At 63.5% G+C, this 23,393-nt stretch carries 21 protein-coding genes; 9 read left to right on the top strand and 12 right to left on the bottom strand.

Features of this window, described 5'->3' with window-relative positions; translation table 11 throughout:
- The first annotated feature begins 7 nt into the window (after nucleotides 1-7).
- Nucleotides 8-316 carry a hypothetical protein gene (locus AC0Z42_RS22730; protein ID WP_485470453.1) on the top strand — a complete coding sequence of 103 codons (309 nt, stop codon included), beginning with the start codon at nucleotides 8-10 and terminating at the stop codon, nucleotides 314-316.
- Nucleotides 317-509: 193 nt separating this feature from the next.
- Nucleotides 510-707 (top strand): hypothetical protein, encoded by a 198-nt coding sequence (locus AC0Z42_RS22725; RefSeq protein WP_485470452.1) that lies wholly within the window; start codon nucleotides 510-512, stop codon nucleotides 705-707.
- On the opposite strand, the gene AC0Z42_RS22720 is transcribed toward AC0Z42_RS22725, so the two are convergent.
- Together AC0Z42_RS22720 and AC0Z42_RS22715 are read right to left on the bottom strand one after the other, a co-directional pair.
- Nucleotides 708-1,331 (bottom strand): Hpt domain-containing protein, encoded by a 624-nt coding sequence (locus AC0Z42_RS22720; RefSeq protein ID WP_485470451.1) that lies wholly within the window; start codon nucleotides 1,329-1,331, stop codon nucleotides 708-710. It lies immediately after the preceding gene.
- Nucleotides 1,332-1,341: 10 nt separating this feature from the next.
- Complete coding sequence (locus tag AC0Z42_RS22715; RefSeq protein ID WP_485470450.1) at nucleotides 1,342-2,307, bottom strand: CAP domain-containing protein; 966 nt, start codon at nucleotides 2,305-2,307, stop codon at nucleotides 1,342-1,344.
- A 239-nt stretch (nucleotides 2,308-2,546) separates the two neighbouring features.
- Here AC0Z42_RS22715 and pssA point away from each other — a divergent pair, with 239 nt between their 5' ends.
- Complete coding sequence (gene pssA, locus AC0Z42_RS22710) at nucleotides 2,547-3,317, top strand: CDP-diacylglycerol--serine O-phosphatidyltransferase (RefSeq protein ID WP_485470585.1); 771 nt, start codon at nucleotides 2,547-2,549, stop codon at nucleotides 3,315-3,317.
- Here the strand turns inward: pssA and AC0Z42_RS22705 are convergent.
- The 10 genes from AC0Z42_RS22705 to AC0Z42_RS22660 all read right to left on the bottom strand — a co-directional run bounded on the left by AC0Z42_RS22705 (nucleotide 3,314) and on the right by AC0Z42_RS22660 (nucleotide 13,054).
- Nucleotides 3,314-4,240: an aldo/keto reductase gene (locus tag AC0Z42_RS22705; RefSeq protein ID WP_485470449.1), complete on the bottom strand. Its 927-nt coding sequence runs from the start codon at nucleotides 4,238-4,240 to the stop codon at nucleotides 3,314-3,316. The genes pssA and AC0Z42_RS22705 overlap by 4 nt on opposite strands.
- A gap of 108 nt (nucleotides 4,241-4,348) precedes the next feature.
- A complete protein-coding gene (locus AC0Z42_RS22700) occupies nucleotides 4,349-5,494 on the bottom strand; it encodes a D-alanyl-D-alanine carboxypeptidase family protein (protein ID WP_485470448.1) in 1,146 nt (381 codons plus the stop codon).
- A 114-nt stretch (nucleotides 5,495-5,608) separates the two neighbouring features.
- The gene (locus AC0Z42_RS22695; protein ID WP_485470447.1) at nucleotides 5,609-6,262 is read right to left on the bottom strand and encodes an alpha/beta hydrolase; all 654 of its coding nucleotides are present in this window, start codon (nucleotides 6,260-6,262) and stop codon (nucleotides 5,609-5,611) included.
- A 35-nt stretch (nucleotides 6,263-6,297) separates the two neighbouring features.
- Nucleotides 6,298-6,615: a (2Fe-2S) ferredoxin domain-containing protein gene (locus AC0Z42_RS22690; protein ID WP_485470446.1), complete on the bottom strand. Its 318-nt coding sequence runs from the start codon at nucleotides 6,613-6,615 to the stop codon at nucleotides 6,298-6,300.
- Between the two features lie 40 nt (nucleotides 6,616-6,655).
- Entirely contained in the window at nucleotides 6,656-7,837 is a 1,182-nt protein-coding gene (locus AC0Z42_RS22685) for a VanZ family protein (RefSeq protein ID WP_485470445.1), read from the bottom strand.
- Nucleotides 7,834-8,460 (bottom strand): ABC-type transport auxiliary lipoprotein family protein, encoded by a 627-nt coding sequence (locus tag AC0Z42_RS22680; RefSeq protein WP_485470444.1) that lies wholly within the window; start codon nucleotides 8,458-8,460, stop codon nucleotides 7,834-7,836. The genes AC0Z42_RS22685 and AC0Z42_RS22680 overlap by 4 nt, the downstream gene beginning before the upstream one ends.
- Before the next feature lie 11 nt (nucleotides 8,461-8,471).
- Nucleotides 8,472-9,431, bottom strand: a complete 960-nt coding sequence (locus AC0Z42_RS22675; RefSeq protein WP_485470443.1) for an MlaD family protein — start codon at nucleotides 9,429-9,431, stop codon at nucleotides 8,472-8,474.
- Complete coding sequence (locus tag AC0Z42_RS22670; RefSeq protein WP_485470442.1) at nucleotides 9,431-10,330, bottom strand: ABC transporter ATP-binding protein; 900 nt, start codon at nucleotides 10,328-10,330, stop codon at nucleotides 9,431-9,433. The genes AC0Z42_RS22675 and AC0Z42_RS22670 overlap by 1 nt, the downstream gene beginning before the upstream one ends.
- Nucleotides 10,330-11,463: an MlaE family ABC transporter permease gene (locus AC0Z42_RS22665; RefSeq protein WP_485470441.1), complete on the bottom strand. Its 1,134-nt coding sequence runs from the start codon at nucleotides 11,461-11,463 to the stop codon at nucleotides 10,330-10,332. The genes AC0Z42_RS22670 and AC0Z42_RS22665 overlap by 1 nt, the downstream gene beginning before the upstream one ends.
- Nucleotides 11,464-11,542: 79 nt before the next feature.
- Nucleotides 11,543-13,054 carry a B12-binding domain-containing radical SAM protein gene (locus AC0Z42_RS22660; protein ID WP_485470440.1) on the bottom strand — a complete coding sequence of 504 codons (1,512 nt, stop codon included), beginning with the start codon at nucleotides 13,052-13,054 and terminating at the stop codon, nucleotides 11,543-11,545.
- 134 nt (nucleotides 13,055-13,188) lie between these two features.
- Between AC0Z42_RS22660 and AC0Z42_RS22655 the strand changes: the two genes are divergently transcribed.
- From AC0Z42_RS22655 to AC0Z42_RS22630, 6 genes are read left to right on the top strand one after another with little or no spacing between them, the layout of a single operon-like run.
- The gene (locus tag AC0Z42_RS22655; RefSeq protein ID WP_485470439.1) at nucleotides 13,189-14,796 is read left to right on the top strand and encodes a DUF2138 family protein; all 1,608 of its coding nucleotides are present in this window, start codon (nucleotides 13,189-13,191) and stop codon (nucleotides 14,794-14,796) included.
- The gene (locus AC0Z42_RS22650) at nucleotides 14,793-15,458 is read left to right on the top strand and encodes a DUF1175 family protein (RefSeq protein WP_485470438.1); all 666 of its coding nucleotides are present in this window, start codon (nucleotides 14,793-14,795) and stop codon (nucleotides 15,456-15,458) included. Before AC0Z42_RS22655 ends, AC0Z42_RS22650 begins: the two co-directional genes overlap by 4 nt.
- Nucleotides 15,455-19,990: an alpha-2-macroglobulin family protein gene (locus AC0Z42_RS22645; RefSeq protein WP_485470437.1), complete on the top strand. Its 4,536-nt coding sequence runs from the start codon at nucleotides 15,455-15,457 to the stop codon at nucleotides 19,988-19,990. Before AC0Z42_RS22650 ends, AC0Z42_RS22645 begins: the two co-directional genes overlap by 4 nt.
- Nucleotides 19,990-21,666: a DUF2300 domain-containing protein gene (locus AC0Z42_RS22640; protein ID WP_485470436.1), complete on the top strand. Its 1,677-nt coding sequence runs from the start codon at nucleotides 19,990-19,992 to the stop codon at nucleotides 21,664-21,666. The genes AC0Z42_RS22645 and AC0Z42_RS22640 overlap by 1 nt, the downstream gene beginning before the upstream one ends.
- Nucleotides 21,663-22,454: a YfaP family protein gene (locus AC0Z42_RS22635; RefSeq protein ID WP_485470435.1), complete on the top strand. Its 792-nt coding sequence runs from the start codon at nucleotides 21,663-21,665 to the stop codon at nucleotides 22,452-22,454. The genes AC0Z42_RS22640 and AC0Z42_RS22635 overlap by 4 nt, the downstream gene beginning before the upstream one ends.
- Before the next feature lie 4 nt (nucleotides 22,455-22,458).
- Complete coding sequence (locus tag AC0Z42_RS22630; protein WP_485470434.1) at nucleotides 22,459-23,211, top strand: YfaP family protein; 753 nt, start codon at nucleotides 22,459-22,461, stop codon at nucleotides 23,209-23,211.
- The last annotated feature ends 182 nt before the right edge of the window (nucleotides 23,212-23,393 follow it).

The following is a 23,393-nucleotide window of genomic DNA, read 5'->3' as shown; positions in this document are numbered from 1 at the left end:
AGATGTGATGAAAGTATTATTCGCGTTGCTGTTCGGCTGCCTGCCCCTGCTGGCCGGTGCGCAGGCCAAGTTGCCAAAAGACGTGGCACGGTTTGTGGACAATGCCGATACATGCGAGCATTTTGCTGGCGAGTCGGGCGATAACGACAAGGCGCGCCAGCGCGAAATCAACCAGGCGATCGATCAGACATGTGGCCCGGCGCAGCGGCAATTGAAGCTTTTGCGCGTGAAATACGCGAAGCAGCCGGCGATCAAGAAAGTGATCGACGCGCATGCCAATGATTCGGTCATGAGTTTTCGGAAGCAGGCGAGCTAGCACTGCTGTCCAGTTCAACCCCCTGCAAGTTCCGGGGTCAGACCCTCAGGGTCCGATTCCGGATTTTGCCGCTGGGTTTGATGAACTTGCCCTCGCAGGTATCGGTTGCCATTGAGAATTGTCATGCGGTCCATATCGTGCTGACGTAATCTTGCTTAACGGACTTTTAGTTCCGTTAGGAAAGGAGACCGGCATGGACAGCAAACAGCGGGAAGCCGTGCAAACGGAGGGGCAGGGCAGGCCTGCGATGGTGGCAACCCTGCATCCGGCAAGCCACTTGCCGCCCAAGGGCGCCTGCTGGTATTGCGATAAGCCGCTCGATGCGGTGCGGCGCTTTTGCTGCAAAAGCTGTGGCGAGGCGTATGCGGAAGAGACGCAATACAGCCGCTGACTATCGGCGGCGCAGCAAGGCTTCCAGCGCGCTGTCAAAATCGAATTCATGGGCAGCCGCCGCCACTTCCTGGTACACATGCACGCCCAGGCTGGCGGCGAGCAGGCTGGCCGAATTTTCCAGGATATCGATGGCTGCGCCGTCGCCTTCGCGCAAATGGCTGGCCAGGCGCGCCAGCAGCAGCTGGATGGCGGGCGCGGATGGGTCGGGCGCCATGTCCTGCGCGGCCATCAGGCGTTCTTCCGGCGTGCCCAGCATGGCGCTGACGGCCCCCAATAGTTGATCTTGCGCCAGTTCCAGCTGTGCTATCTGCTGCGCCAGGCCGGGGGCGTGGGCCCGCAGCGCCATTTCCAGCGCGCTCGACAAGCCATGCACCTGGGCCGCGCCTATCATGCCGGCCGCGCCCTTCAATGTGTGCACGTGCAGGCGTGCACCGGCATAGTCGCCAGCGGCAAACGCCATGCGCACCTGGCGCGGCGTGGTGCCGTGGTCATGCAGGAAGCGGCGCAGGATTTTCAGGTACAGGGGGCGGTCGCCCATGATGCGGCCCAGCCCGCTGTCGACGTCCAGCACGCGCGGGGCTGTCGTTGCGGCCTCTTCGCCGGTGGCGTGCAGCGTGATCACGGCGCCACCATCAGCGTGTGCTGAACGACCAGTTGCGCGTGACTGCGGTGCCGTTTACCCGGCCGCTGAAGCTGACGTCGTAGGTGGTGCTGGCCGCCAGCGGCGTCAGCGGGATAATGGCGGCGGCCGACACGGGCGTTTGCGGATCCGTGGCGCGCTGCAGCAGCAGCACCGTCAGGTCGCTGGCGGCGCCGCGCTGGCGCACGGTAAAACTTGTGACGCCCAGCACGTCGTTGATATTGGCGTGCACGCTGATCGGATAGCCGACGATATCCTGGTTCGGCACCGGATCGGGCTCCTCGTTGTTGCTGGAAAAACTGGTGGCCACGCTGGCCTGGTTGCTGACAGGGTAGACGACCACCTGCCCGGCAGCCAGGCCAGGGCCATAGCCATTGTTGGCGGCAAAGTCGGCGGTGAAATACGCGTAGCCATTGTTGCCCATGGCCGCGCCGGCGCCGGCTTCCTTGAAGATCGGTTCAAAGATGGCGAAGCGGTGATAGATGGCAGTAATCAATTCTTCGGCCAGGTAAAAGCCGGAGTTGCTGGTGGCGCCCGCGATCACTTCGCCATAGGCATAGGAATTCGAGCGGTTCAGGATATAGCCCGCCTTGAGGTAGCGGTCGGCCAGGGTGGCGCCCGTAAAACCCGTCTTGCCGGCGATCTGGTCGTGCGAAACGGTATTGTTGGCGCGCAGGTAGTCGGAATGGCCTTGCGCCGCCGTGTCGATCAGGCTGTTGCGCGCCAGGCTGGCCAGGCCGACCTGGCCGCGCCGGTAATTGATCCAGTTGTAGCCATCGGTGGCGATATTGCCGGTCATGGCGGGCGCGCCGGCTTCCTGCACCAGTTGTGGCCCTGGTGTTGCTGTCGGCGCAGGCGTGCTACCGTTGTCGCTGCCGCCACCGCCGCAGGCACTGAGCAGCGCCGCGAGCAAGAGTGCGGAAATAAGCGATTTGCTGTGCTGGAACGAGGCGATCAAGCTGACTCCTGTGTAAAAGGGAACTGCCGTTATGCTATGCAAGGGGCGCCTGTGAAACGATTCTAAGGTATTTTCGCCGCCCGTAGAAAAGAGAAATGGCTACTGTGCGCAGCATGTCGTTACTGTAGTGCGCGCATGCGGGCAGGGTAGAATGGCTGCAGTGCCCTGGCGCGTATGCCACTGTTTTTCCACTGATTTTTTTGATTGCCCATAATTTGAACACCTTGCCAAAGTCGCGCTTGCAGCGCGCCAAGTACGCCTTGCCCAGTATGGTGACTTTGCTTTCGATAGCTTGCGGCTTTGCCAGCATCGTCATTTCGGTCGATAACGCCGGTACCGGTGACCCGGCCGACTACCGGCTGGCCGCAGCGCTGCTGGTATTGGCGGGCGTGTTCGATGCGCTCGACGGCTACGTGGCGCGGCTGACCAATACCGGCTCGGACTTCGGCATGCAGCTCGATTCGATCGCCGACGTGATGAATTTCGGCTGCGCGCCGGCGGTGCTGCTGTACTGCTATGGTTTCGTGCAGATGGGCGTGCATGATCCGCTGCTGCTGCGCTTTGGCGGCATGGCCAGCTTCTTCTTTGTTGCCTGCGGCGCGATGCGCCTGGCGCGCTTCAATGTGAACGTCGGCAAGACAGACCCCATGTATTTTGTCGGCATGCCGATCACCGCCGGCGCCGCTTGCGTGGCGGCCGTGGTGGTGGCCTGGCCGGCGCCGATCGACAGCCAGCTGCATAGTTATCTGCTGATGCTGCTGCTGGTCGGCGTGGGCAGCCTGATGGTGTCGACCCTGCGTTTCCCCAGTTCCAAGCAAAAGAAAAGCCTGGCCCTGCTACTGGTGGTGGCGGTCGCGGTCGGCATGCTGGTGTGGCTGAAAACCAGTTTCTTTGCCTTCTTCTTTGCCGTATATATCGCCGCCACCTTGGCGCTGAACCTGGCCTGGCACCTGGGCTGGCGCGGTATTGCGCTGCCGCAGGTGTTTACCGATATCGACGAGCTCGATTAAGCGACCTCGTGCCCGCGCGCGGCGCGCAGGATGGCAAACCAGTCGCTGCGGCTGAGTTCAAACTGCGTGCCTTCCACCGCCACGCCGACCGCTTCGATGCGGCCGGTGCCCGTCAGTGGCAAGGGCTTGCACGGCACTTGCATGATCCAGGCAAACACCACACTGGCAAACGGGCGCTGCAGCTGGTCGGCAATGTCCTTGATCACATTGCGCAAGTTTTCCACGTTCGCGTCGCCGCCCTGGAACAGGCGCCCGCCCGCCAGCGGCGACCAGGCCATCGGCGCCACGCCCAGGTCTTGCAGCCCATCAAAGGTTTCATCGAACATCGGTGCCGTATGCAGCGGCGAAAACTCAACCTGGTTGGTGGCCAGCGCAAAGCGCCGGTTCAGCGCTTCGAACTGGTGGCGGCTGAAGTTCGACACGCCAAAGTGCAGCACCTTGCCTGAATTCTTCAACGCGGTGAACGCGCCGGCGACTTCGTCGAAATCCATCAGCGGGTCGGGGCGGTGGATCAGCAGCAGGTCCAGGCGGTCGGTGCGCAGCTGGCGCAACGATTGCTCAACCGAACTGGTGATATGGGCCGCGCTGGTGTCGTAGTGCTGGATCGCATGGCCGGGACGGTGTGGCGACAGCAGCTTGATGCCGCACTTGCTGACCAGTTCCATCTTGTCGCGCAGGCCTGGCTGCAAGGCCAGCGCTTCGCCGAACAGGCCTTCGGCGCTGTAGTCGCCATAAATATCGGCATGGTCGAAGCTGGTGACGCCCAGCGCCATGCATTGCTCGATAAAGGCCAGGCGCTGCTGCGCCGTCATGTTCCATTCGCCGATGCGCCACATGCCGGCGACGATGCGCGACAGTTCGGGGCCGTGCGGCGAGAGGCGGCTGCGCGGTGCTTGCAGGCTGGCGGGGATAACATGGTTCATGAAAATACTTTCCGGTAGTGGCGACAGGCTGATGGTGCTCGATTATAGCTGTGCAGCAGGCAAAAAAAAGCCCGCATTGCTGCGGGCCGTTGGCGATTGCCTTGCTGCTTATTTCATCCACAAGCGCATCGAATCCCAGGCGCGGCCAAAGATCGACGCTTCGGTGATCGGTTCGAGCGCCACCACCGGCAGTTCCAGCAGGGTCTTGCCGTCAACCATCATTTTCAGCTTGCCGACCGATGCGTTCTGCGGCAGCGGTGCCACCAGCGGGTCCTTGCGTTCCAGCACAGGTTTCATCTTGGCGGCCGTGCCTTTCGGTACGGTGACCAGCACGTCGTTGGCAAAGCCGATCTTGACGGTGCTTTTCGAGCCTTTCCACACTTCCGGCGTGGCCACGGCCTGGCCTTTCGAGTACAGCTTGACGGTGTCGAAGTTCTGGAAGCCCCAGTTCAGCAGCTTCTGGCTTTCCTGCGTGCGGGCCTGGTCCGACGAGGTGCCCAGCACCACGGAGATCAGGCGGCGCTCGCCCGAGCCGCCCGGACGGCGTGCCGAAGCGATCATGCAGTAGCCGGCCGCTTCCGTGTGGCCGGTTTTCATGCCGTCGACGGTCGGGTCCAGCCACAGCAGGCGGTTGCGGTTAGGCTGGGTGATCTTGTTGTAGGTAAAGCTTTTCACGGAATCGATTTTGTAGAATTCCGGGTAGTCGGCGATCACGCGCTTGGCCAGCACCGACAAATCCTGTGCGGTGGAATAGTTGTCAGGGCTGGGCAGGCCGTGCGGATTGGCGAAACGGGTGTTTTTCATGCCCATGCGCTGCGCTTCGCGGTTCATCAGCACGACAAAAGTGCCTTCGTCGCCGGCCACGGCTTCGGCCAGCGCGACGGCGGCGTCGTTACCCGATTGAATCATCAAGCCATGCAGCAGGTCGTCGATCGATACCGGGGTGGCCGGGTCGATGAACATTTTCGAGCTGCTGGCGTCCACTTTCCAGGCGCGTACCGAGACATTCACTTTCTGGTCCAGCGCCAGTTTCTTTTCGCGCACGGCGGCAAACGTCAGGTAGGCCGTCATGATCTTGGTGAGCGAAGCTGGTTCGATGCGCGCGTCCGGATCTTGCGAAGCAATGATCTGGCCACTGGTGGCGTCGAGCAGCAGCCAGGACTTGGCGGCGATGGTCGGCGCCGGTACGGTCTGCGCAAAGGCGGCGGATAGGAAAAATACACTGGAGGCCAGTGCCGCTAAAAGTTTTTTCATGGAGGCTGGTCTGCGAAAAAAAGTGAAGGCTGAGGGCCATGCCGCTGGTGCAGGCGTGGCCGCGTGGAAAAAACGGATCAATTATAGCCGTGGAAGCAGCAGTAAGCCCACACTTCAAGGCTCATCTGCTGCAATTGCCGGTTTGTCGCCATGCCATAAGGCAATCACCAACTGCTTGATGTGATTGAGCTTGCGGTGGAAAAAGTGGTCGGCGCCGGGGATCACGATCACGGGTATGTCCTGTGGCCGCGCCCAGTCGAACACGGCCGACAACGGTATCGTGTCGTCGAGTTCGCCATGGATCAGGATGGTGTCGGCCGGAATGTCGGCCATCTGCCACTTGCCGGCCGCGCTGCCGATCAGCGCCAGGCGCTCGGCCGGCGTGCCGGCGGCTGTCAGGCGTTCATTCAATTTTGATTGCACGAAGGTGCCGAAGGAAAAGCCCGACAAGGCCACCGGCAAGCCCGGATACAGGCCTTGCATGTGTTGGTACAGCAGTTGCATGTCGTCGGTTTCGCCGGCGCCATGGTCATGCACGCCTTCCGAGGCGCCTACGCCGCGAAAGTTGATGCGCGCCACCACGTAGCCGAGTGCGACAAAGGCGCGCGCCAGGGTCTGCGTGACCTTGTTGTCCATCGTGCCGCCATAAAGGGGATGCGGATGGGCCACCAGGGCGATGCCGCGCGGCGTGTCGGCCGGGAAGTCGAGCAGGCCTTCCATGCTGCCCGCATGGCCGGCCAGGGTAAATTTTTCGGAATTTCGGTTCATGAGGCTCATGTTGGCGCTAGTGTCTTAAATTGGGTTTAAATCTTGAGGCGATCGACCACTTTTCCACCGACCAGGTGGCTATCGATGATGTCATCGATATCGCTGTTGTCGACATAGGTGTACCAGGTGCCTTCCGGATAGATGACCAGCACCGGTCCTTCTTCGCAGCGGTCCAGGCAGCCGGCCTGGTTGATGCGGATCTTGCCCGCGCCACTCATGTTCAGGTCCTTGATGCGGCGCTTGCAGTGCTTTTGCGCTTTTTCCGCGCCATGGTCGCCGCAACTGTTGCGGCCGTCTTCACGTTTGTTCATGCAGAAAAAAACGTGGCGTTCAAAATAGGGGGCGTCGCTCATATCAGTACTCCTGCGGTTGGATCATGCGCCATGATAGCGCTTATGGAGGGTCTTCGCGCCGATGCCGCTGCAGTTCTTCCTGCCGGTTCAGCTTGTGCGACGGCAGCCACAAAAACCACAGCGCCATGAATGGCCACAGCAGGGCGAGGAACTGGGCCGCGCCATTGAAGTTGAGGAATTTGCCTTGCACCCAGCCTTGCAGGGTGGACATGAAGTAGGGGTTGATCGGCGTGGTATTGACGATCACCAGGCTCAGCAGCAAGGTGGCGACCGCGATGCGGCGCTGCGCCACATGGGGCGCGAAGGCCAGTCCGCCGAGCATGATCAGGCCGATCAGAAAGCCGCCCTGGGCGCCCGGCGTGATCCACACAAAGGCATTTTGCGGCGAGAACAGCAGCGCGCTGGCCAAGGCGCGCACCACCAGCGCGGCGGCGATCAGTATTACCACCAGCGCCACGCGCGGCGCGGCGCGGCGCATCAGGCACAGCAGGGCCAGCACGGCGCCGGTCATGCCGCAGGCGGTGATGATGGTTTCCGACAGCCAGTATTGCTCTACCGTCAGCACCGCGTCGGGCCGCAGGTAGGAAGCCAGGTCGATCTCCATGCCCATCAAAAGGGACAACCAGTCCGACAATATCGGCAGCAGCTGGCCCAGGCCGAACAAATAGCCTTGCGGATAGATTTGCGCCAGCGGCCACAGCGCCACCAGCACCAGGCCCTGGCTGGCGTGCTGGACAAACCAGCGCTGGCGCACGTGCATCAGGCGGCTATGGTCGAGCAGCTTGCGCGCCGACAGGGCACCGAAGATGGCGCCCAGGCAGCAGCCGGCCGAGTTGGTATAAAAATCGAGATTCGACGAGACGCGACTGGGCAGATAGGTTTGCACCGCCTCCATGCTGCCGGAGATGAACATGCCGCACAGGGTGGCGATCACGACGGCGAAAAAGCAGGTAATGCGGGGGAACAGCGAATAGACGAGCAGGGCGCCCAGCGGCATGTAGCCGACGATATTGACGCCGACGTCAAAGCCCGTCCAGTAGCGCGGCATCTTGGTGTTTTCAAGAAACAGCAACGGCGACAGGCCGTTGCTGTGCCAGCCTGTAAATGGAAACCAGCTGGCGTAGACGATCAGGAACACATAGGCCAGCAACGCCGCGCGCGACACGGGTGACGCGCGCGCAGAAGTTGGCGCCGGGCTGGCGTGATTGGCGTCTGGCGTCATTCTTTCGGAATGTTCAGCGTGCCCAGCCAGGCCAGCAGGTCGGCGGCGATGGCGTCCGAGGCCAGGGCCAGCGCCTGCGCGCCGCCTTGCGCATCGGCGCTGGTGGCCGGGCTGTTGCGGCTGAAGGTTTTTTGGTCGATCAGCACGTGACCACGGAACAGTGAGGCGCGCAGCGAGACCTGGCCGCTGCTGCGGGTTTGCGTATCGAAGTTTTGCGAAAAATCATCGACATCGATGCGCAACAGCGGAATGCCGGCCGCCGCGTCGGTGGTCGACAGCACTTTCACGCCGCCCTGGGCGACGCGGGTTTTCAGGCGCTGGCTCAGCAGTTGCAGCGGCGGCGTATTCCAGCGGTTGTAGGCATAAGGGCGCGATTGCTGGGCGTCGGCGTACAGCAGGCGGTAATACATGCGCTGGGTGTCGAGCCAGGACGGACCGTTGGCGTCGGCAATCACCAGCACCGGCAGCGGGGCTGCCGCCGCAGTTTGTGCTGCTGGCGCTGCCGGCGGGCCGAAGTCATAAAAGGTGGGTAGCGGGCCGCGGCTGGCGCAGCCGCCCAGCAGCAGTGCCGCGGCCAGGGTCAATACGCCGGCGGCGGTACGCGAAGGATGAATGAAATGCATGGATGTTCTCCTTATTTTGCTGGCGCCGAGAAGCCGGGCTCGCCCGGGCCGGGCGGAATATCGGGGGCGCCAAACAGGATGCTTTGCGGTTGTTCGTTCAGGGTACTCATGGTGGTTTTCAGGGCGCGCATCGACGAGCGCGCTTCGCCGCTCAGTTCGATCACTTGCGGCAGCACTTCCAGCGACACGCCACTGGCCACCGATTCGACCGAGCGGCCCACGCGCGCCACGGTGCCGTTGACGTTGTCAAGCATGCCGCCTGGCGCCTGCAGGTCGGTGCCGAGTTTTTTCCAGGTCTGCGACAGTTCCGTCACGTTCTCGCCCGCATCCTTGATGGCGGCGATGCTCTTGCGCGTTTCGTCCGTCAGTTGCGGCAGTTGCTGCAAGGTCGGCTGCAGCTGCTTCGGAATCTCGCCAAACGCCTTGGCGGTCTTGCCCACTTCCGTAAAGGCGGCCAGCATGGCTTCCTGGTTGCCGGGGCTGAGCAGGTTGTTGACTTTATTCGTAATCTGTTCGGCCTGGTCGAGGATGCGCTTGCCGCGCTTTTCCAACTGGTCCAGCAGGCCCGCGCGCAGCGGTATCTGGGAAGGCTTTTCCTTGGTGGTGCCCAGCAGTTTCGAGCCCACGCTTTCATCGTCGAGCTGGATATAGGCGATGCCGGTCACGCCCTGGTAGCCCAGGGTGGCAAAGGTGGTGTTGGTGACGGGGGTGTCGGGCGCAACGCTGATATGCACCAGGATCTGGCCGGCTTTTTGCGTGTCGAAGTCGATCGCGTCAACCTTGCCCACTTCCAGGCCCCGGTAGCGCACGGCCGCCTGCGGGTTCAGACCGGGCACCGACAGGCTGGTGGCCAGCAGGTAGGGCACGCGTTCGACCCGGTCGCGGTTGAACCAGACGCCGAATAAAATCGCGGCAACCAGCAGGGTGAGCGTGAAAAAGCCCGTCAGCAGGGCGTGTGATCTGTTTTCCATTAATTCTCCGCTTTCTTGTCAGTGCCGGGGGATAACTCCGGCGGCGCCTCGGCAGCCTTTTTTTCATCGAGGACGGCCAGCGCGCGCTTGCCGCGGTCGCCCAGGAAGAATTGTTTGATGAACGGGTGATCGACTTCGATGACTTCACGCGTGGTGCCCAGCGCGATCACGTGTTTTTCGGCCAGCACGGCGATGCGCGTGGACAGCGCGAACAGTGTGTCGAGGTCGTGCGTGACCATCACCACGGTCAGGCCCAGTTCGCGGTGCAGCGACTGGATCAGGGTAACGAAACTTTCCGACAAGTCCGGGTCCAGGCCGGCCGTCGGCTCGTCGAGAAATAATAACTTCGGTTCCAGCGCCAGGGCGCGCGCCAGGGCCACGCGCTTGATCATGCCGCCCGACAGGTCCGACGGCATTTTCAGCGCATGTTCCGGCCCCAGGCCCACCATATTCATCTTCAGCAGCACCGCGTCGTGGATCAGGTCTTCGGGCAGCACGCGCAGTTCGCGCATCGGCTGGGCCACATTGTCGAACACGGTCAGCGCCGAATACAGTGCGCCCTGCTGGAACAGCATGCCCCAGTGGTTGCGCAATTGCTGCAGATGGTCGCGGTCGGCCTTGTTGATGTCTTCGCCAAACACTTTGACGCAGCCGCGCGACGGATGTTCCAGGCCCAGCATCTGGCGCAGCAGCACCGTTTTGCCGGTGCCGGAACCGCCGACGATCGAGAGGATTTCACCGCGCCTGATTTCCAGGTTCAGGTCCTGGTGTACCACCGTGCGGCCGAACTTGGTCCACAGATTGGTGATTTCGACCACCGGCGTATCGCCGTGGAAGTCGAGCTTGCTCTCGCCGTCGTTGCTGTCTTTCAGGCCACAGCTGGCGTTTTCTTCGCTCATCAGTAGCCCACTCCATTGAAGACGATGGCAAACACGGCGTCGGCCAGGATCACCACCGTAATGGCGGTCACCACGGCGGTGGTGGTGCCGCGCCCCAGGCTTTCCGTATTGGCCTTGATGCGCAGGCCGAAATGGCAGGACACCAGCGCGATCAGCATGCCGAAGATCACGCCCTTGCCCAGACCGATCATGTAGTTGGCCAGCGGCACGGCGTCCGGCAACTTCTGGATAAAGTAGCGCGCCGACAGATTCAGTTCCATCTTGGCCGCCGCCATGCCGCCGAGCAGCGCGGCCGTATCGGTCCAGATCACCAGCAGTGGCATGGAAATGGCCAGCGCCAGCACTTTCGGCATGATCAGGCGGAAACCGTGCGAAATGCCCATTACCAGCATGGCGTCCAGTTCCTCGGTCACGCGCATCACCCCCAGCTGGGCCGTGATGGACGAACCCGAGCGGCCGGCCACCAAAATGGCCGCCAGCAGCGGCCCCAGTTCGCGGATCACGCTCATGCCCAGCAGGTTGACGAGGTAGATATCGCCGCCGAAATTGCGCAGCTGCTGCGCCGACAGGTAGGACAGCACCACGCCGATCAGAAAGCCCACCAGCGCCGTAATGCCCAGCGCCTGGAAGCCGGCATGGAAGATATTGGCGGAAATTTCGCGCCATGGCCCGCGCAGCGGATGGCGGGCAAAGCGGCCCACGTCCTGCGTGACCTGGCCGATCAGGGCAATGAAACCCTTCAGGTGTTCGAAAAACACCAGGATCGCCATGCCCAGTTTCATCACCATGGTCAGGCGGTGGGCGCGCGACTGCGCCGTTTTCAACGGCCCGGTTTCTTCGATACGCTTGAAAAATTCTTCCTGGGCTGGCGCCAGGGTCAGTTTCGCCGGCCGCTGCTTGCCCCAGGCATTCCAGAACAGCTGGGCGCCGATATGGTCCATGCTGTCGATGTTTGATAAGTCCCAGCTGACATTGGCGTCATCCTTGAGCGGCTTGAGCTGGGCGTTGATGGCCTTGATCGCGTTGTCCTGCGCCAGCGCGTGCACCTGCCAGGTGCCGCTGGCGGTGACCACGCTCCCTTGCTGGGAGTCGGCCTGGGCTAGCTTCAGTTGGGGCGATTGTAGAGTGGGCATCACGCCAGTTTAAGGGAGAATGGCCCGGACCGCCACAGATGTTCCATTCTCGCGGCCCCGCTATGTGGCCTGGTTCGCTCTACGACGCCAAATGGCGGGCCTGGCGCTGCGGCAAGGCGGCAGTCAAGGGCGGCGCTTTCGGCTGTTGGGCAGGGGCGGCGTGATGGGCTGCCTTGGCACCGCCCGCATAGTCGCTGGCGACCAGGGCATTGGCTTCTTGCGCGCTCAGGCCGCGCGTTTGCAGCCATTGCGCCACCAGCTTGGCCAGTTTTTCCATGGCGATGCGGTGGGTGGCGTCGGTATTGGCATACAGCCAGTTGGAAAAATCCATGAAGTTCTCGAATGGCGCATCGCCCAGCATCCATTGCACGGTATTGGCAAAGCGGCCCGAATTGGCCACCAGGTCCCAGTAGCGGGCAAAGCGCACCAGGCGCTGCATGCTCATGAAGTCCAGGTGCTTGTTGGCCAGGATGGTATAGGGCGGATGCGGGTCGAACACCATGCCATATTCTTCCGTATGGCGGATGATCGGCGTGCCGCGCAGGCGCTTCAGAATGCCGAACTGGATCTCGTGCGGCTTCAGGGCCACCAATTTATTGAAGCCGGCCGCAAAGCTGGCTTCATCCTCGCCCGGCAGGCCGGCGATCAGGTCGACGTGCAAGTGGGCGTTCGATTCCTCGCACAGCCAGCGGATATTGTCGGCCGCCTTTTGATTGTCCTGCCGGCGGCTGACGAGGGCCTGCACCTCGGGGTTGAAGCTCTGGATGCCGATCTCGAACTGCAGCGCGCCCGGTGGAAACTTGCTGATGCCCTCTTTCAGTGCATCGGGCAGGTGGTCCGGCACCAGCTCGAAGTGGGCGTAGATCGGGTCGTCGGGATTTTCCTCGATTTTATCGAGGAAGAACTGCATGATCTTCAGGCTGGTCTTGATATTGAGGTTGAAGGTGCGGTCGACGAATTTGAACAGCCGCGCGCCGCGCGCATGCAGGGATTCCATCTCGGCCAGGAAATTGTCCAGCGCGAACGGCCATGCGGTTTTATCGAGCGCTGAAAGACAAAACTCGCACTTGAACGGGCAGCCGCGCGACGCTTCCACGTACAGGGTGCGGTGGCGGATGTCGTCGTCGGTATATAAAGAGTACGGCGTTTGCAGTTCGGCCAGCGGCGCCTGCACGCCGGCATGGATTTTCATGATCGGTTTCGGGCCGTTGAGGATCTCGCCGCACAGCTTGGGGAAGGTAACGTCGCCCCAGCCGGTGATCAAGTAGTCGGCCAGCCTGACGATTTCCTGCTCGCCCGCCTCGTGTGACACTTCCGGCCCGCCGAGCACGATGATCACTTCGGGCGCCACCTTTTTAAGCATGGCGACCAGTTTTGTTGTTTCCTCGACGTTCCAGATATACACGCCAAAACCGATGATGCGCGGCTGCTTGACCAGGATGCGTTCGACCAGTTCCGTGGTTTTCGCGCCGATCACGAATTCCTGCAGCCGCGTCTGCGCCTGCAGCGGCCCCATGTTGGCCAACAGGTAGCGCAAGCCCAGCGAGGCGTGGGTATAGCGGGCGTTCAGGGTGGAGAGCAGAATGGTCATGGCGGCGATTGAAACGGCGAAACCGCTATTTTACGCTGTCGTGTCAGCAGTGCGCTGCGGTCGGAAAGGCCGTGTTACCATTTATCAACAATTACCAACTTGGCAATGCTACGGCAGGGTAGAGGGGATACACGGTGCTGGCGAAAAAAGGTTTCAACAAGAAAGTCCTGTTCGGCTCACTGGCCGCAGTGGCTGTGGTGGCGGCCGCGCTGGTCGGTTATCGCGCGTTTGGCTGGGGCGCGATGGGGCCGGTCAACAGCCTCAAGCTTGACCTGTCGCGGCCCGATGCGCTGGTGCGCACCAAAAGCCTGTCGACCCTGCCGCGCGACCTGCTGACGGTGCCGCTGGCGCGCGATGTGCTGCGCGAGGAATTCCTGTTCTACTACGAGCAAAGCGAAGACCGCCTGGGCCTCAAGGGCAGCTTGCGCCGCATCGCCTACGAACATCAATTGGGCTGGGGCGACCAGCTGCTGCGCATGGTGCTGGACCAGCCGGCCGAAGTGGCCTTGTGGCGCGACGCCGACGGTTCGCTCAAGCACTTTGCGATTGCCGTCTCGCGCAACCAGCTCACGCGCCTGCTGGAAGAAGCGGGCAAGGTCGCATTGAAGGATACGCAGATGAGCGTGGCCGGCAGCCTGCGCGTCGATGGCGACACCGTGCCCGTGTACGCGCTCAATTACGCCTGGCAGCGCACCTTGCTGTTTGCCGCGCACGGCCAGCGCCTGGTGATCCTGTCGCATCCCGGCATGCTGTATGGCGGTGCCGAGGGCAAGAAGGGTGACGGCACGGCCGAGAAAACCGTGGTCAGCCTGCTGGGCAAGGATGCGGACAAGCAGAACCTGTTTCATCCGCAATTCCATCTCGATAATGCCGCGCCCGAGGGCCACAGCATCGCCGTCAAGGCAGACTTCCTGTCGTTCGGCTACCAGCCTTTCTTTGGTGGCTTGGAGGCGCTGCGTTTCGATTTTCAAAAAGGAGCATGGCAGTCGAAGGTGCTGCTCAATGCAGACAAGTTAAAAAATGGTGGCTACGACAGCAGCGCCTTGTGGCCGGTGCTGCCGCATAGTCCCAGCGCCTGTTTCAGCGTGCCGGTCGACTGGACCGCATTGTCGCCGGTGCTCAAGCGCCTGGGCAGCAAGACCTCCGAACCGGTGGCGCCGCTGGCCGACAAGCTGCAAGGCCCTGCCGCCGCCTGCTGGTACGGCAATTCACGGCTGCATACCCCCGTGTTTGTGGCCACCCGCAAGCCGCAGGCCGGCGACGAGGCGCTGTATGCCAGCCTGTTCGAGGCGGCCATCGGCGGCAAGGACCCGGTGCGCAAGACTGCGGGCAAGGATGGCGCCATCCGCTGGGAACGCACCATCGCCACGGTCCTGGGGCCGACTACGGCGGCGCTGGCCGTGGCCGGCAATACCGTGGTGTTTTCCGCCGACGGCAAGCTGGTCGACCAGGTACTGGCGGTGCGCCGCAAGCAGGCGCCGGCGGCCAGCGACCTGCTGCCCGATGGCGCCCACACGGTCGGCCTGATTGCGCCGGCCTCGCTGGCCAAATTGATACAGTTCGAAGCATTTGACACCCTGCCGGCCAATAACGAGCCGGTCCTGCGCGCGGCCGCCAACGAACACCTGGTGCCGCGCCTCGATGCGCTGAAAAAATACCCGCCGCTGCGCATGGTGCTCAAGCAGCCACCAGCCAGTGGCACATCGTGGCAGACGCTGGAGTGGCAGGAGGCCGCGCGATGAGCGGAAGACGTGCCTGCCTGCGGCTGATGGCGGCCTGCGCCGCCACGGCGGCGTCGCCCTGGGCCTGGGCCCTGCGCGCGGTCGCCGAGCCGCAAGTGCAGCTGTCGCAAGCGCAAAGCCGCGCCTTCCAGGCCTGGATGCTGCGCATCGTCAACGCCCAGATCGAACGCGGCCCGTCGCCGCGCTGGACGCACCGCGACTGCGCCGGCCTGGTGCGCTTTGCCGTCAACGAAGCGCTCACCGTGCATGACGCAAAATGGCTGCATGCGAACGGCATCGCCAGCGACCGGCGCCTGCCGCCCGAACTGGAACTGGATGCGAACCAGGCCGCCCTGCGCAACCGCTGGGTGCAAACCGGCGGCACGGTCGGCCACTTCGTCACGGCGCTGGCGCTGGTGCAGCACAACAGCCGCTTTATCGCCCGCGAAATCAGCCAGGCGCTGCCCGGCGACCTGCTGTTTTTCGACCAGGGCGACGAACAACACCTGATGGTCTGGATGGGGGCGAACATCGCCTACCACACCGGCACCGTCACCCCCGACGACAATGGTCTGCGGACCGTCGATATCAAACAACTCACGACCTGGAAGGACACGCGGTGGCAACCTGTGCCCAACAATCCGAATTTCGCCGGAGTTTTCCGGCTGGCGTTTTTATCATGAAAATGATCCTGTCCACTTTGCTGGCGCTGCTGCTCGCCGGCGGCGCCGCGGCGCAGGAGCGCCAACCGAGCAACTACAGCACTTTCAAGGGCGAGCCCTTCTTTTTGCTGTCGGACGCCAGCTACGGCAGTCTTGACGAGGCGCGCGTGCGCCTGGAAGTGCCGGGCCGCGACATGGGGCGCATGAACCTGGAAGCGTATTCGGGCGCCGACATCGTCGTCTACCGCGTGCCCGAACCGATGGAATTCCTGAAAAAGCAGCGCAATCTGCACCGCATCCAGGTCGAGGGCAATTACCAAGGGGAAGGCCTGGCCAATACCCTGAGCTTTCTGTGGGATAGCTGGTGGAAGCAGTCGCGCCTGGCCTGGCGCAAGCTGTTTTCCGGCGACGCGCGCCTGGCGGTCACGAAAGAACAGCCGCAACTGGCGACCAATGACGCGATCCGCCGGCGCACCGTGTTTGCCAACCATCCGCAGTACAAGCCGCTCAAGGGCATGGAACTGATCGACAGCTTCCGCTATCCGCTGTGGCAGGCGAAAGCCATCGAGCCGCCGAAAGGCGTGAAACTTGATGGCTCCAGCAGCGAATTCATCGTTGCTGGCGCTGGCAATGTGATGATCCCGCTGGGCAAACGCAAGCCCGGCCTGTACCTGATCGAAGCGATCATCGGCGAGCACCGCGCCACCACGCTGGTATTCGTGTCGGACACGGTGGCCGTGACCAAGGTGTCGTCCGGCCAGATGCTGGTCTGGACCGCGCGGCGCGACAACAGCGCCGCCGTGGCTGGCGCCAATGTGGCGTGGACCGACGGCACCGGCGTGCTGCAGTCGGCCAGCACCGGCGCCGATGGCGTCGCGTCGCTTGAACGCGGCAGCCCCGAACACACGTATGTGCTGGGCCAGGACCGCGCCGGCGGCGTGTTCGTGTCCGAGAATTTTTACTATGACAGCGAGATCTACAACACCAAGATCTATGCGGTGACCGACCGGCCCCTGTACCGTCCCGGCGACGAGGTCAACGTGAAGTTCCTGGGGCGCGAATTTACCTCGGCGCGCAACTCGCAGGCAGCAAGCGCGGCGCCGATCAGCCTGAGCGTGCTCAATCCGAACGGCACCCCGCTGCTGACGCAAACGCTGCAGTTATCGAGCGACACGGGCGCCGAAACGCGTTTCCGCCTGCCCGCCGAAGCCACCGCCGGCGGCTATGAGCTGCGTTTCAACTACAAGGACGGCGTGTATGGCGCCGCCTTCCGCGTGGCCGAATATGTCAAGCCGCACTTTGAAATCAATGTCCAGCCGTCCAAGCCCGAGTTCAAGACCGGCGAGGCGGTCAAGGGCAGCATCGCGCTGCGCTACCCTGATGGCAAGCCGGTGAAAAACGCGAAGATGACTTTGTCGCTGCGCAGCCAGCAGAACACCATGGTCGAAGGCGAGCTGCGTTACAGCGGCCTGTTCCCGGTGGCCTTGAAAACCGAGGAAGTCACCAGCGACGGCAGCGGCAATGTGGACTTCAGCCTGCCGGCCGCCACCGATCCGTCGCGCTACATCTTGACGGTGCTGGCAACCGATGGCGCGGCTTACCGCGTCAAGGCGACGCGCGAACTGATGATCGAACGCTCGACCAGCAGCTACCAGCTAAAGGCGGCGCGCCAGTTTTCCGATCCCGGCCAAGCCGTGCATTTTGATTTGCTGGCCGATGGCCAGGGCGCGGCCAAACCGGTGCGCTGGGAAATGGTGCAGCTGGAAAAACAGAGCAAGACCGACGGCGCCTTCGATCCGAACGCCAAGGGCTGGGACGTAACCTTCCCTGCCTCGGGCTCGTATCAGCTATCGCTGCGCGACGAGCGCGGCAATCTGCTGGCCGCCGCCAGCCACTGGGTTTCGGGCGACGGCGTGCAGGCCACGCCGGGCAGCATCGAGATCGTGCTGGACCGCGCCCGCTATCGTCCCGGTGACACGGCCGAGGCCCTGATCACGTTCTCCGACAAGGTCGACCAGGCGCTGTTCACGCTGGAGCGCGACAAGGTGGAACACTATGGCCTGATGGCAGGCGGCGCAGACTGGTACCAGGCGAAGCGCGTGGCGCCGCGCCAGTGGCGAGTGCGCATCCCGGTGAAAGAAGAGCATGGCCCGAACATGACGTTCGCGGTGGCTTACACGCGCAATGGCGACTTCGTGTTCGAGAACGCCGGCCTGCAGGTGATCGAGCCGCGCATCGCGCTGCAGTTCAAGAGCGACAAGGAGGTCTACCAGCCGGGCGAAAAAGTCACGCTCGATGTGAAGGCGACGCTCGATGGCAAGCCCTTGAGCACCATGGTGGCGCTGGGCGTGGTCGATGAAATGATCTATGTGCTGCAGCCGGAAATCGCGCCCGACATCGGCGACTTCTTCTATCATCCGCGCCGCAACAATGTGCGCACCACGGCCAGCCTGTCCTTCATCAGCTACGACATGGCGCAGGGGCGCACGGCCGGCGCGCCGGCGCGCCACAATTACAACGAGCGTGGCGTGAAGGTGCTGGAGCGCCCGCGCCGCGACAATATCGATACCGCCTACTGGGCGCCGTCGCTGAAAACCGACACCAATGGCAATGCGCGCGTCAGCTTCACCATGCCCGACGCGCTGACCCGCTGGCGCATTACCGGCCGTGCCATGGATGAACAGGGACGCGTGGGCCAGCGCACCGGTTATGTACGGTCCGATAAAAACTTCTATGCCAAGTGGACCGCGCCCGACTGGATGCGCGCCGGCGATGCGCCGCGTGCGTCGGTGGCGGTGTTCAACCAGACCGGCAAGGAGCAGGCGCTGGACGTTACCCTGAGCGGTGGCGCACAGCCCAAGACGGAAAAACTGTCGGCCAAACCGGGCGTCAACTATGTCGAGTTCCCGCTCGCTGCAGGCAGCGGACCGCTGCGCCTGGAACTGAAACAGAATGGCAAGCTGGTCGACGCGCTCGACACCGCCATGACAACCCTGCCCGCCGCCTGGAGCAGCCCGCGCTCGCTGGTGCTGCCGCTTGATGGCGCTACCGGTGAGATTGCGCTCAAGCTGCCGGCGGACGCGCGCAATATTCGCGTCTCGTTCGCGCAGGGAGCCGCCAGCCAGTTCGCGCGCATCGCCGACGACCTGATCGACTACCCATATGGCTGCGTCGAGCAAACGGCCAGCCGCCTGATTCCGCTGGCGCTGGCCACGCAAAGCCTGGGGCCGGACGCCGGCGCACCGTATGAACGCTTGCAGGCGACCCTGACCGCGCAGCGCTTGCGCCTGGTCTCGATGGCCGGCCCGAAAGCGGTCTTTGGCTGGTGGGGCAACTCCACTGCCGGCAACGCCCTGATGACGGCCTATGCCTATTACGCCGACTGGTATGCCTCGCGCGCGCTGCGCATCGAGCTGCCGCCCGAGCACTGGAACAAGCTGCTGGCCGTCTACAGCGAAAGCGGCTTGAAAGATCCCGTGGGCGACCGCGCGCTGGTGCTGTGGATGGCGCACGAGATGGGCCTGCCGACGCAGACGCTGGCCTCGGGCCTGGTCGACGACAGCGCGATTGCCACCCTGGGCGGCAAGCCGCGCCAGCCTGGCGACAGCGGCAGCCTGCTGCTGGGCGGCGCCGATGATCGCGAAGCGCAGGCGATGAGCTTTGGCCTGGTGGCGCTGGTGGCCAGCCAGAATGGCATCGCCTTGCCGCACTCGCTGCAACTGCAAGTGGCCAGCGCGTTGCAGGTCTTGCGTGAATCCAAAGCGCCGGTGGCGCAGGCCTTGCTGATGCTGGCCGGCGAGGTGCCGGCTACCCAGGCCGAGGCGGTGCTGGCCAGTGTGCGCGCCGAGATGCCGACCCTGGATCGCGCGATGACCTTGATGTGGGTGCAGAAAAAACTCGGTGGCGTGACGTTCGGCAAGGGGCCTGCCATCACGCTGGACGGCGCATGGCAAAAGCGCGACAGCCGCAGTGGCCAGCCGGTATGGCGCTGGCTTGACGCCAAGGCTGTTCCGGACCGCTTGCGCATCGCTGCCGCCGGTGCGCCGGCCGGCACCGTGGCGGTGGTGCAGTACGACAGCCACGCCGCCGAAACGCAGACATTGCCGGTCACCGTCGAGCGGCGCATCCTGCGCATGAAGGCGGGCAAGGACGGCTACACGACGGAGCTGGTCAAGCAAGGCGAAGCACTGAGTACGGACGCGCTGTACCTCGATGAAATCACCCTGAAAGCAGCGGCGGGCAGCAAGCATCGCTTTGGCCTGCTGGAAGTGGCGCTGCCGCCCGGCGCGGTGGTCGAATCGACTACCTGGGGCATGGTCATGGCCGGCGACAAGCCCGCCGCGCTGGAACGCGCGCGCCATACCGAGCGCCGCGATGGCTATGCCGTGCCGGTCGAGCCGTTGATCGGCGACGTGACGGTGCGCCATCTGATCCGCTTTGCGCAGAAGGGCAGTTACGTGCTGCCGCCGGCGCGTTTCTACCGCATGTACCAGCCGGAGCAGAAGGCTTTCGAGGGCGGCGGCAAGAGCACGCGTGCGCTGAAGGTCGAGTAATGCTGCCGCCTGCATACACCGCTGCCCTGCTGGCGATGCTGGCGGCCGCGCCTGCGTGGGCGGCATCGCTGGATGTGGCCTGGTGGCGCGATGGCAAGGTGGAAGTGCGCCAGTTGCGCCAGGGCGGCACTGCGCCGCCACCGTTTGACGGCGCGCGGCAAGTGCCGCTGGCCAGCCTGTGGAAGCTGTTCGTGTATGTGTACGCCAGCGACAACAAGATGGCGATGCCCGATTACCGCTGCGGTGGCCGCGATCCGGAAGAAGTGTATTGCTGCGACGCCGGCCAGAGCATCGGCCACGACGCAGCGCTGGCGCAATCATGCGGCCTGTTTTTCTCGCCCAAGCGGCTGATGATCACGGCAGCGCCGTGGCGCAAATACTGGACTGGTCGCCTGGGTAGCGCGCCGGCTGGCGACTTTGCCTGGCTGGCCGACCCCGCGCAACTGGCGCCTGCGCGCACTGTGCGCCTGGACAGCTTGCTGCGCGCGCTGGACAGTATCCCGGCCGCCAGCCGCCAGGACGCCGAAGCGGCGCTGCTGCGGGTGGTGCTCGACGGACGCGGTGCCGGCACGGCGCGCTGGTTCGGCAGCCAGTTGCGGGTCAAGACGTATTCCTGGCACCAGGCGGATGGACGCATCGGCGGCGCGGCCGGCTGGTTGGCCGACGGCACGCCGATCTGGTTTGGCGGTGCGGGCGGCAGCAGCAATGTATTCGAACAATGGGCGCCCAGGCTGGCCGCCAGCTTGCCGCCAGTCGGTGCGGCCGACGATGGCGGCTGCGTGGTGGTCGATTACTTCCAGCGCTATCCGATCCGCGCCGTGCGCGGCGAGCGCGGTATTGCCGCACCCGGCCCTCTGAATGGCCGCTACCATGTTCGCTTTGAAAATGGACAGAACCTGGCCTTGCGCAGCAGCGGTGAACTGATGCTGGTACAGGACAAAGACGGGCGCCCGCAGTTGCGCGGCCGCTTCGGCGTCAATGAATATGTGGCGCGCGTGCTTGACCGCGAAGCCAATGCCAACGAGCCGGAAGCGGCCAAGGCCTTGGCGATCGCCGCGCGCACCTATTTGCAGCAGAACGCGGTGACCGTGGCGGGCTGCCAGCAGATCGCCGACAGCAGCGCCACCCAGCGCGTCAGCCCCAGCCCGGCCACGCCGGCGGCGCTGGCAATTGCGCGCTGGACCGACCAGTTGATCGTCGATGGCGTCACCGTGCGCTATCACAGCACCACGCCGTCCGAGGGCACAATGGCGTGGAGCGAGGCGGTGCGCCAGGCAAAGCAGGGCAAGCACTATGACGAATTGCTGGCGGCCGCCTACCCGGGCGGCGCGCTGAGCACCTTTGGCAATACCGGCGCACGCTGCCAGCGCCTTTCGCAAAACGAAGACTGGCTGGCGCGCTCCATGCCGCGCTGGCGGCGCGTGCTGCTGCGCGAGGCCGGCTACGAGGCGCCGGCGCAGGCACCGCTGGTGTGCGCCTTGCAGAGTGGCGCGCCGTATTCCGAGCAGTCGCGCAACCGCATCTACATGCGGCCACTGGCCACGCGCGAAGACCGCATCACGCTGGCGCATGAATACCTGCATCTGGGCCTGCGCAACCATCCGCGCGGCCAGGATGAAGACTACGTCGAGCAACTGGCGCGCCGGCTGGTCGACCTGAACCTGGAGGCGATATGAAGCGCTGCGTGCTGATGGCTGCCGCGATGGTAATGGCCGGGCACGGTGTGCAGGCCGCCGACAAGAGCATGACCACACCCATCGGCGGCTGGAACCGCGCGGGATTCACGGACAAGTCCGATGAGCTGGCGGTCAACTATCCTTATTCTCTGGTCGATCGCGGCGCGCAAAGTGGCCGGCGCATGATACGCGGCGAGCTGGAAAAAGCAGGCAAAAACCGTGCTGTCCACAAGCTGGTGGTCAATGGCAATCCAACCCCGCTTTATACGGATGACGATGGCCGCTATGCGCGCGCCTATTCCTTCGGTTCCGGCTCGAACAGCATCGAGATCCGCTCGCCGGACGGCAAGCCGGTCAAGCGCGTGCAGTTTTACGAGGCGGACCGCAGCCGGCCGCAGCCCATGATCCGCATTATCGCCGCGTGGGACGACAGCCAGGCCGAGGTCGACCTGCATGTGGTTACGCCCGATGGCCAGCATGCGTTCTGGTCGCATCCGACCTTGACCAATGGCGGCGGGCTCGATGCCGACACGGTCGACGGGCCGGGGCCGGAAAACTTCATGATGACGTCACCGATGCGCGGGCTGTACCAGGTATGGATCAATTATTGGGGCAATTTTGGCGGCGATGGCTATCACTTCGACGAAAAAACGCGCCAGCGGCCCGTCATTACCAGCCGCATCACGCTGGTATTCAACGAAAACACGGCGCGCGAGCGGCGCGAGGAGTTTGTCGTGCCCTTGCGCGGTATCGGCGAGCTTACGCTGGTCAAGACTTTCAAGTACTGAGACGATGAAAACACTGTTGATTTCTTTGCTGTTGCTGCCGCTGTGGGCGCAGGCCCAGGTCACCATCGACGCGCCCAAAAGCGGCTGGCGCAATTCGGCCGGCGCGCAAGAGGAATATACGCAAGCGGTGAATTACCCCGCCGCATCGGTCAACCTGCAGCCTGGCCAGGCCGAGACGGCGCAGATACGCGGGCGCATCGCCGGCGCCGTCAAGGGCAAACCCGCCACCCTGGTGGTCAACGGTGTGGCGATGCCGATGGAAGTGGGCGAGAACGGCAGCTACACCCGCCCGTATGGCTTCGGCAGCGGTTCGAACAGCGTGGAAGTGCGCTCACCGGACGGCAGGAGCCGCGCGCGCACCCAGTTTGTCGACAGCTACCAGGGCAAGACCCAGGCGCGTTTGCGCGTCGTGCTGTCGTGGGACAGCGCCGGCACCGACCTCGATCTGCACGTGGTCACCCCTGACGGTGGCCACGCCTGGTACGGCAACCGCGTGCTGAAAGACGGTGGTGCACTGGACGTGGACGTGACCACCGGCTATGGTCCGGAGATCTTTTCCAGTTCCGCGCCCGTGAAGGGCAATTACCACGTGTATGTGAACTACTACGGCAGCGGCGAGAATACCTCCGTGCTGACGGTGGCCCGCCTGTCGATCATTACCAATGAGGGCACGCCGCGTGAAAAGATGCAAAGCTTCCAGGTGCCGATGCGGGCCGCCGGTGAGCTGACGTTGGTGAAATCGTTCGTGCTGCCTTGAATGCTAAATGGCTCTTGCGGACCCGCTGCGGCTTTGCTATAGTTCGCCTCCTCGCAAAACGACGCACACAAAACAAGGTGTTGCAGAGTGAAGCGGGGATAAAAAGAAGGTTGACGAATTAGCCGAAACGCTTCATACTCTTCCTTCTTCGCAGCTGACAAACACAACGCTTTGTCGATAGC

The sequence above is a fragment of the Janthinobacterium sp. 1L-D-8-B-C4 genome (assembly GCF_057291295.1).
Note: the sequence above shows the minus strand (reverse complement) of the source record. Positions and strands in the feature narration are given on the sequence as shown.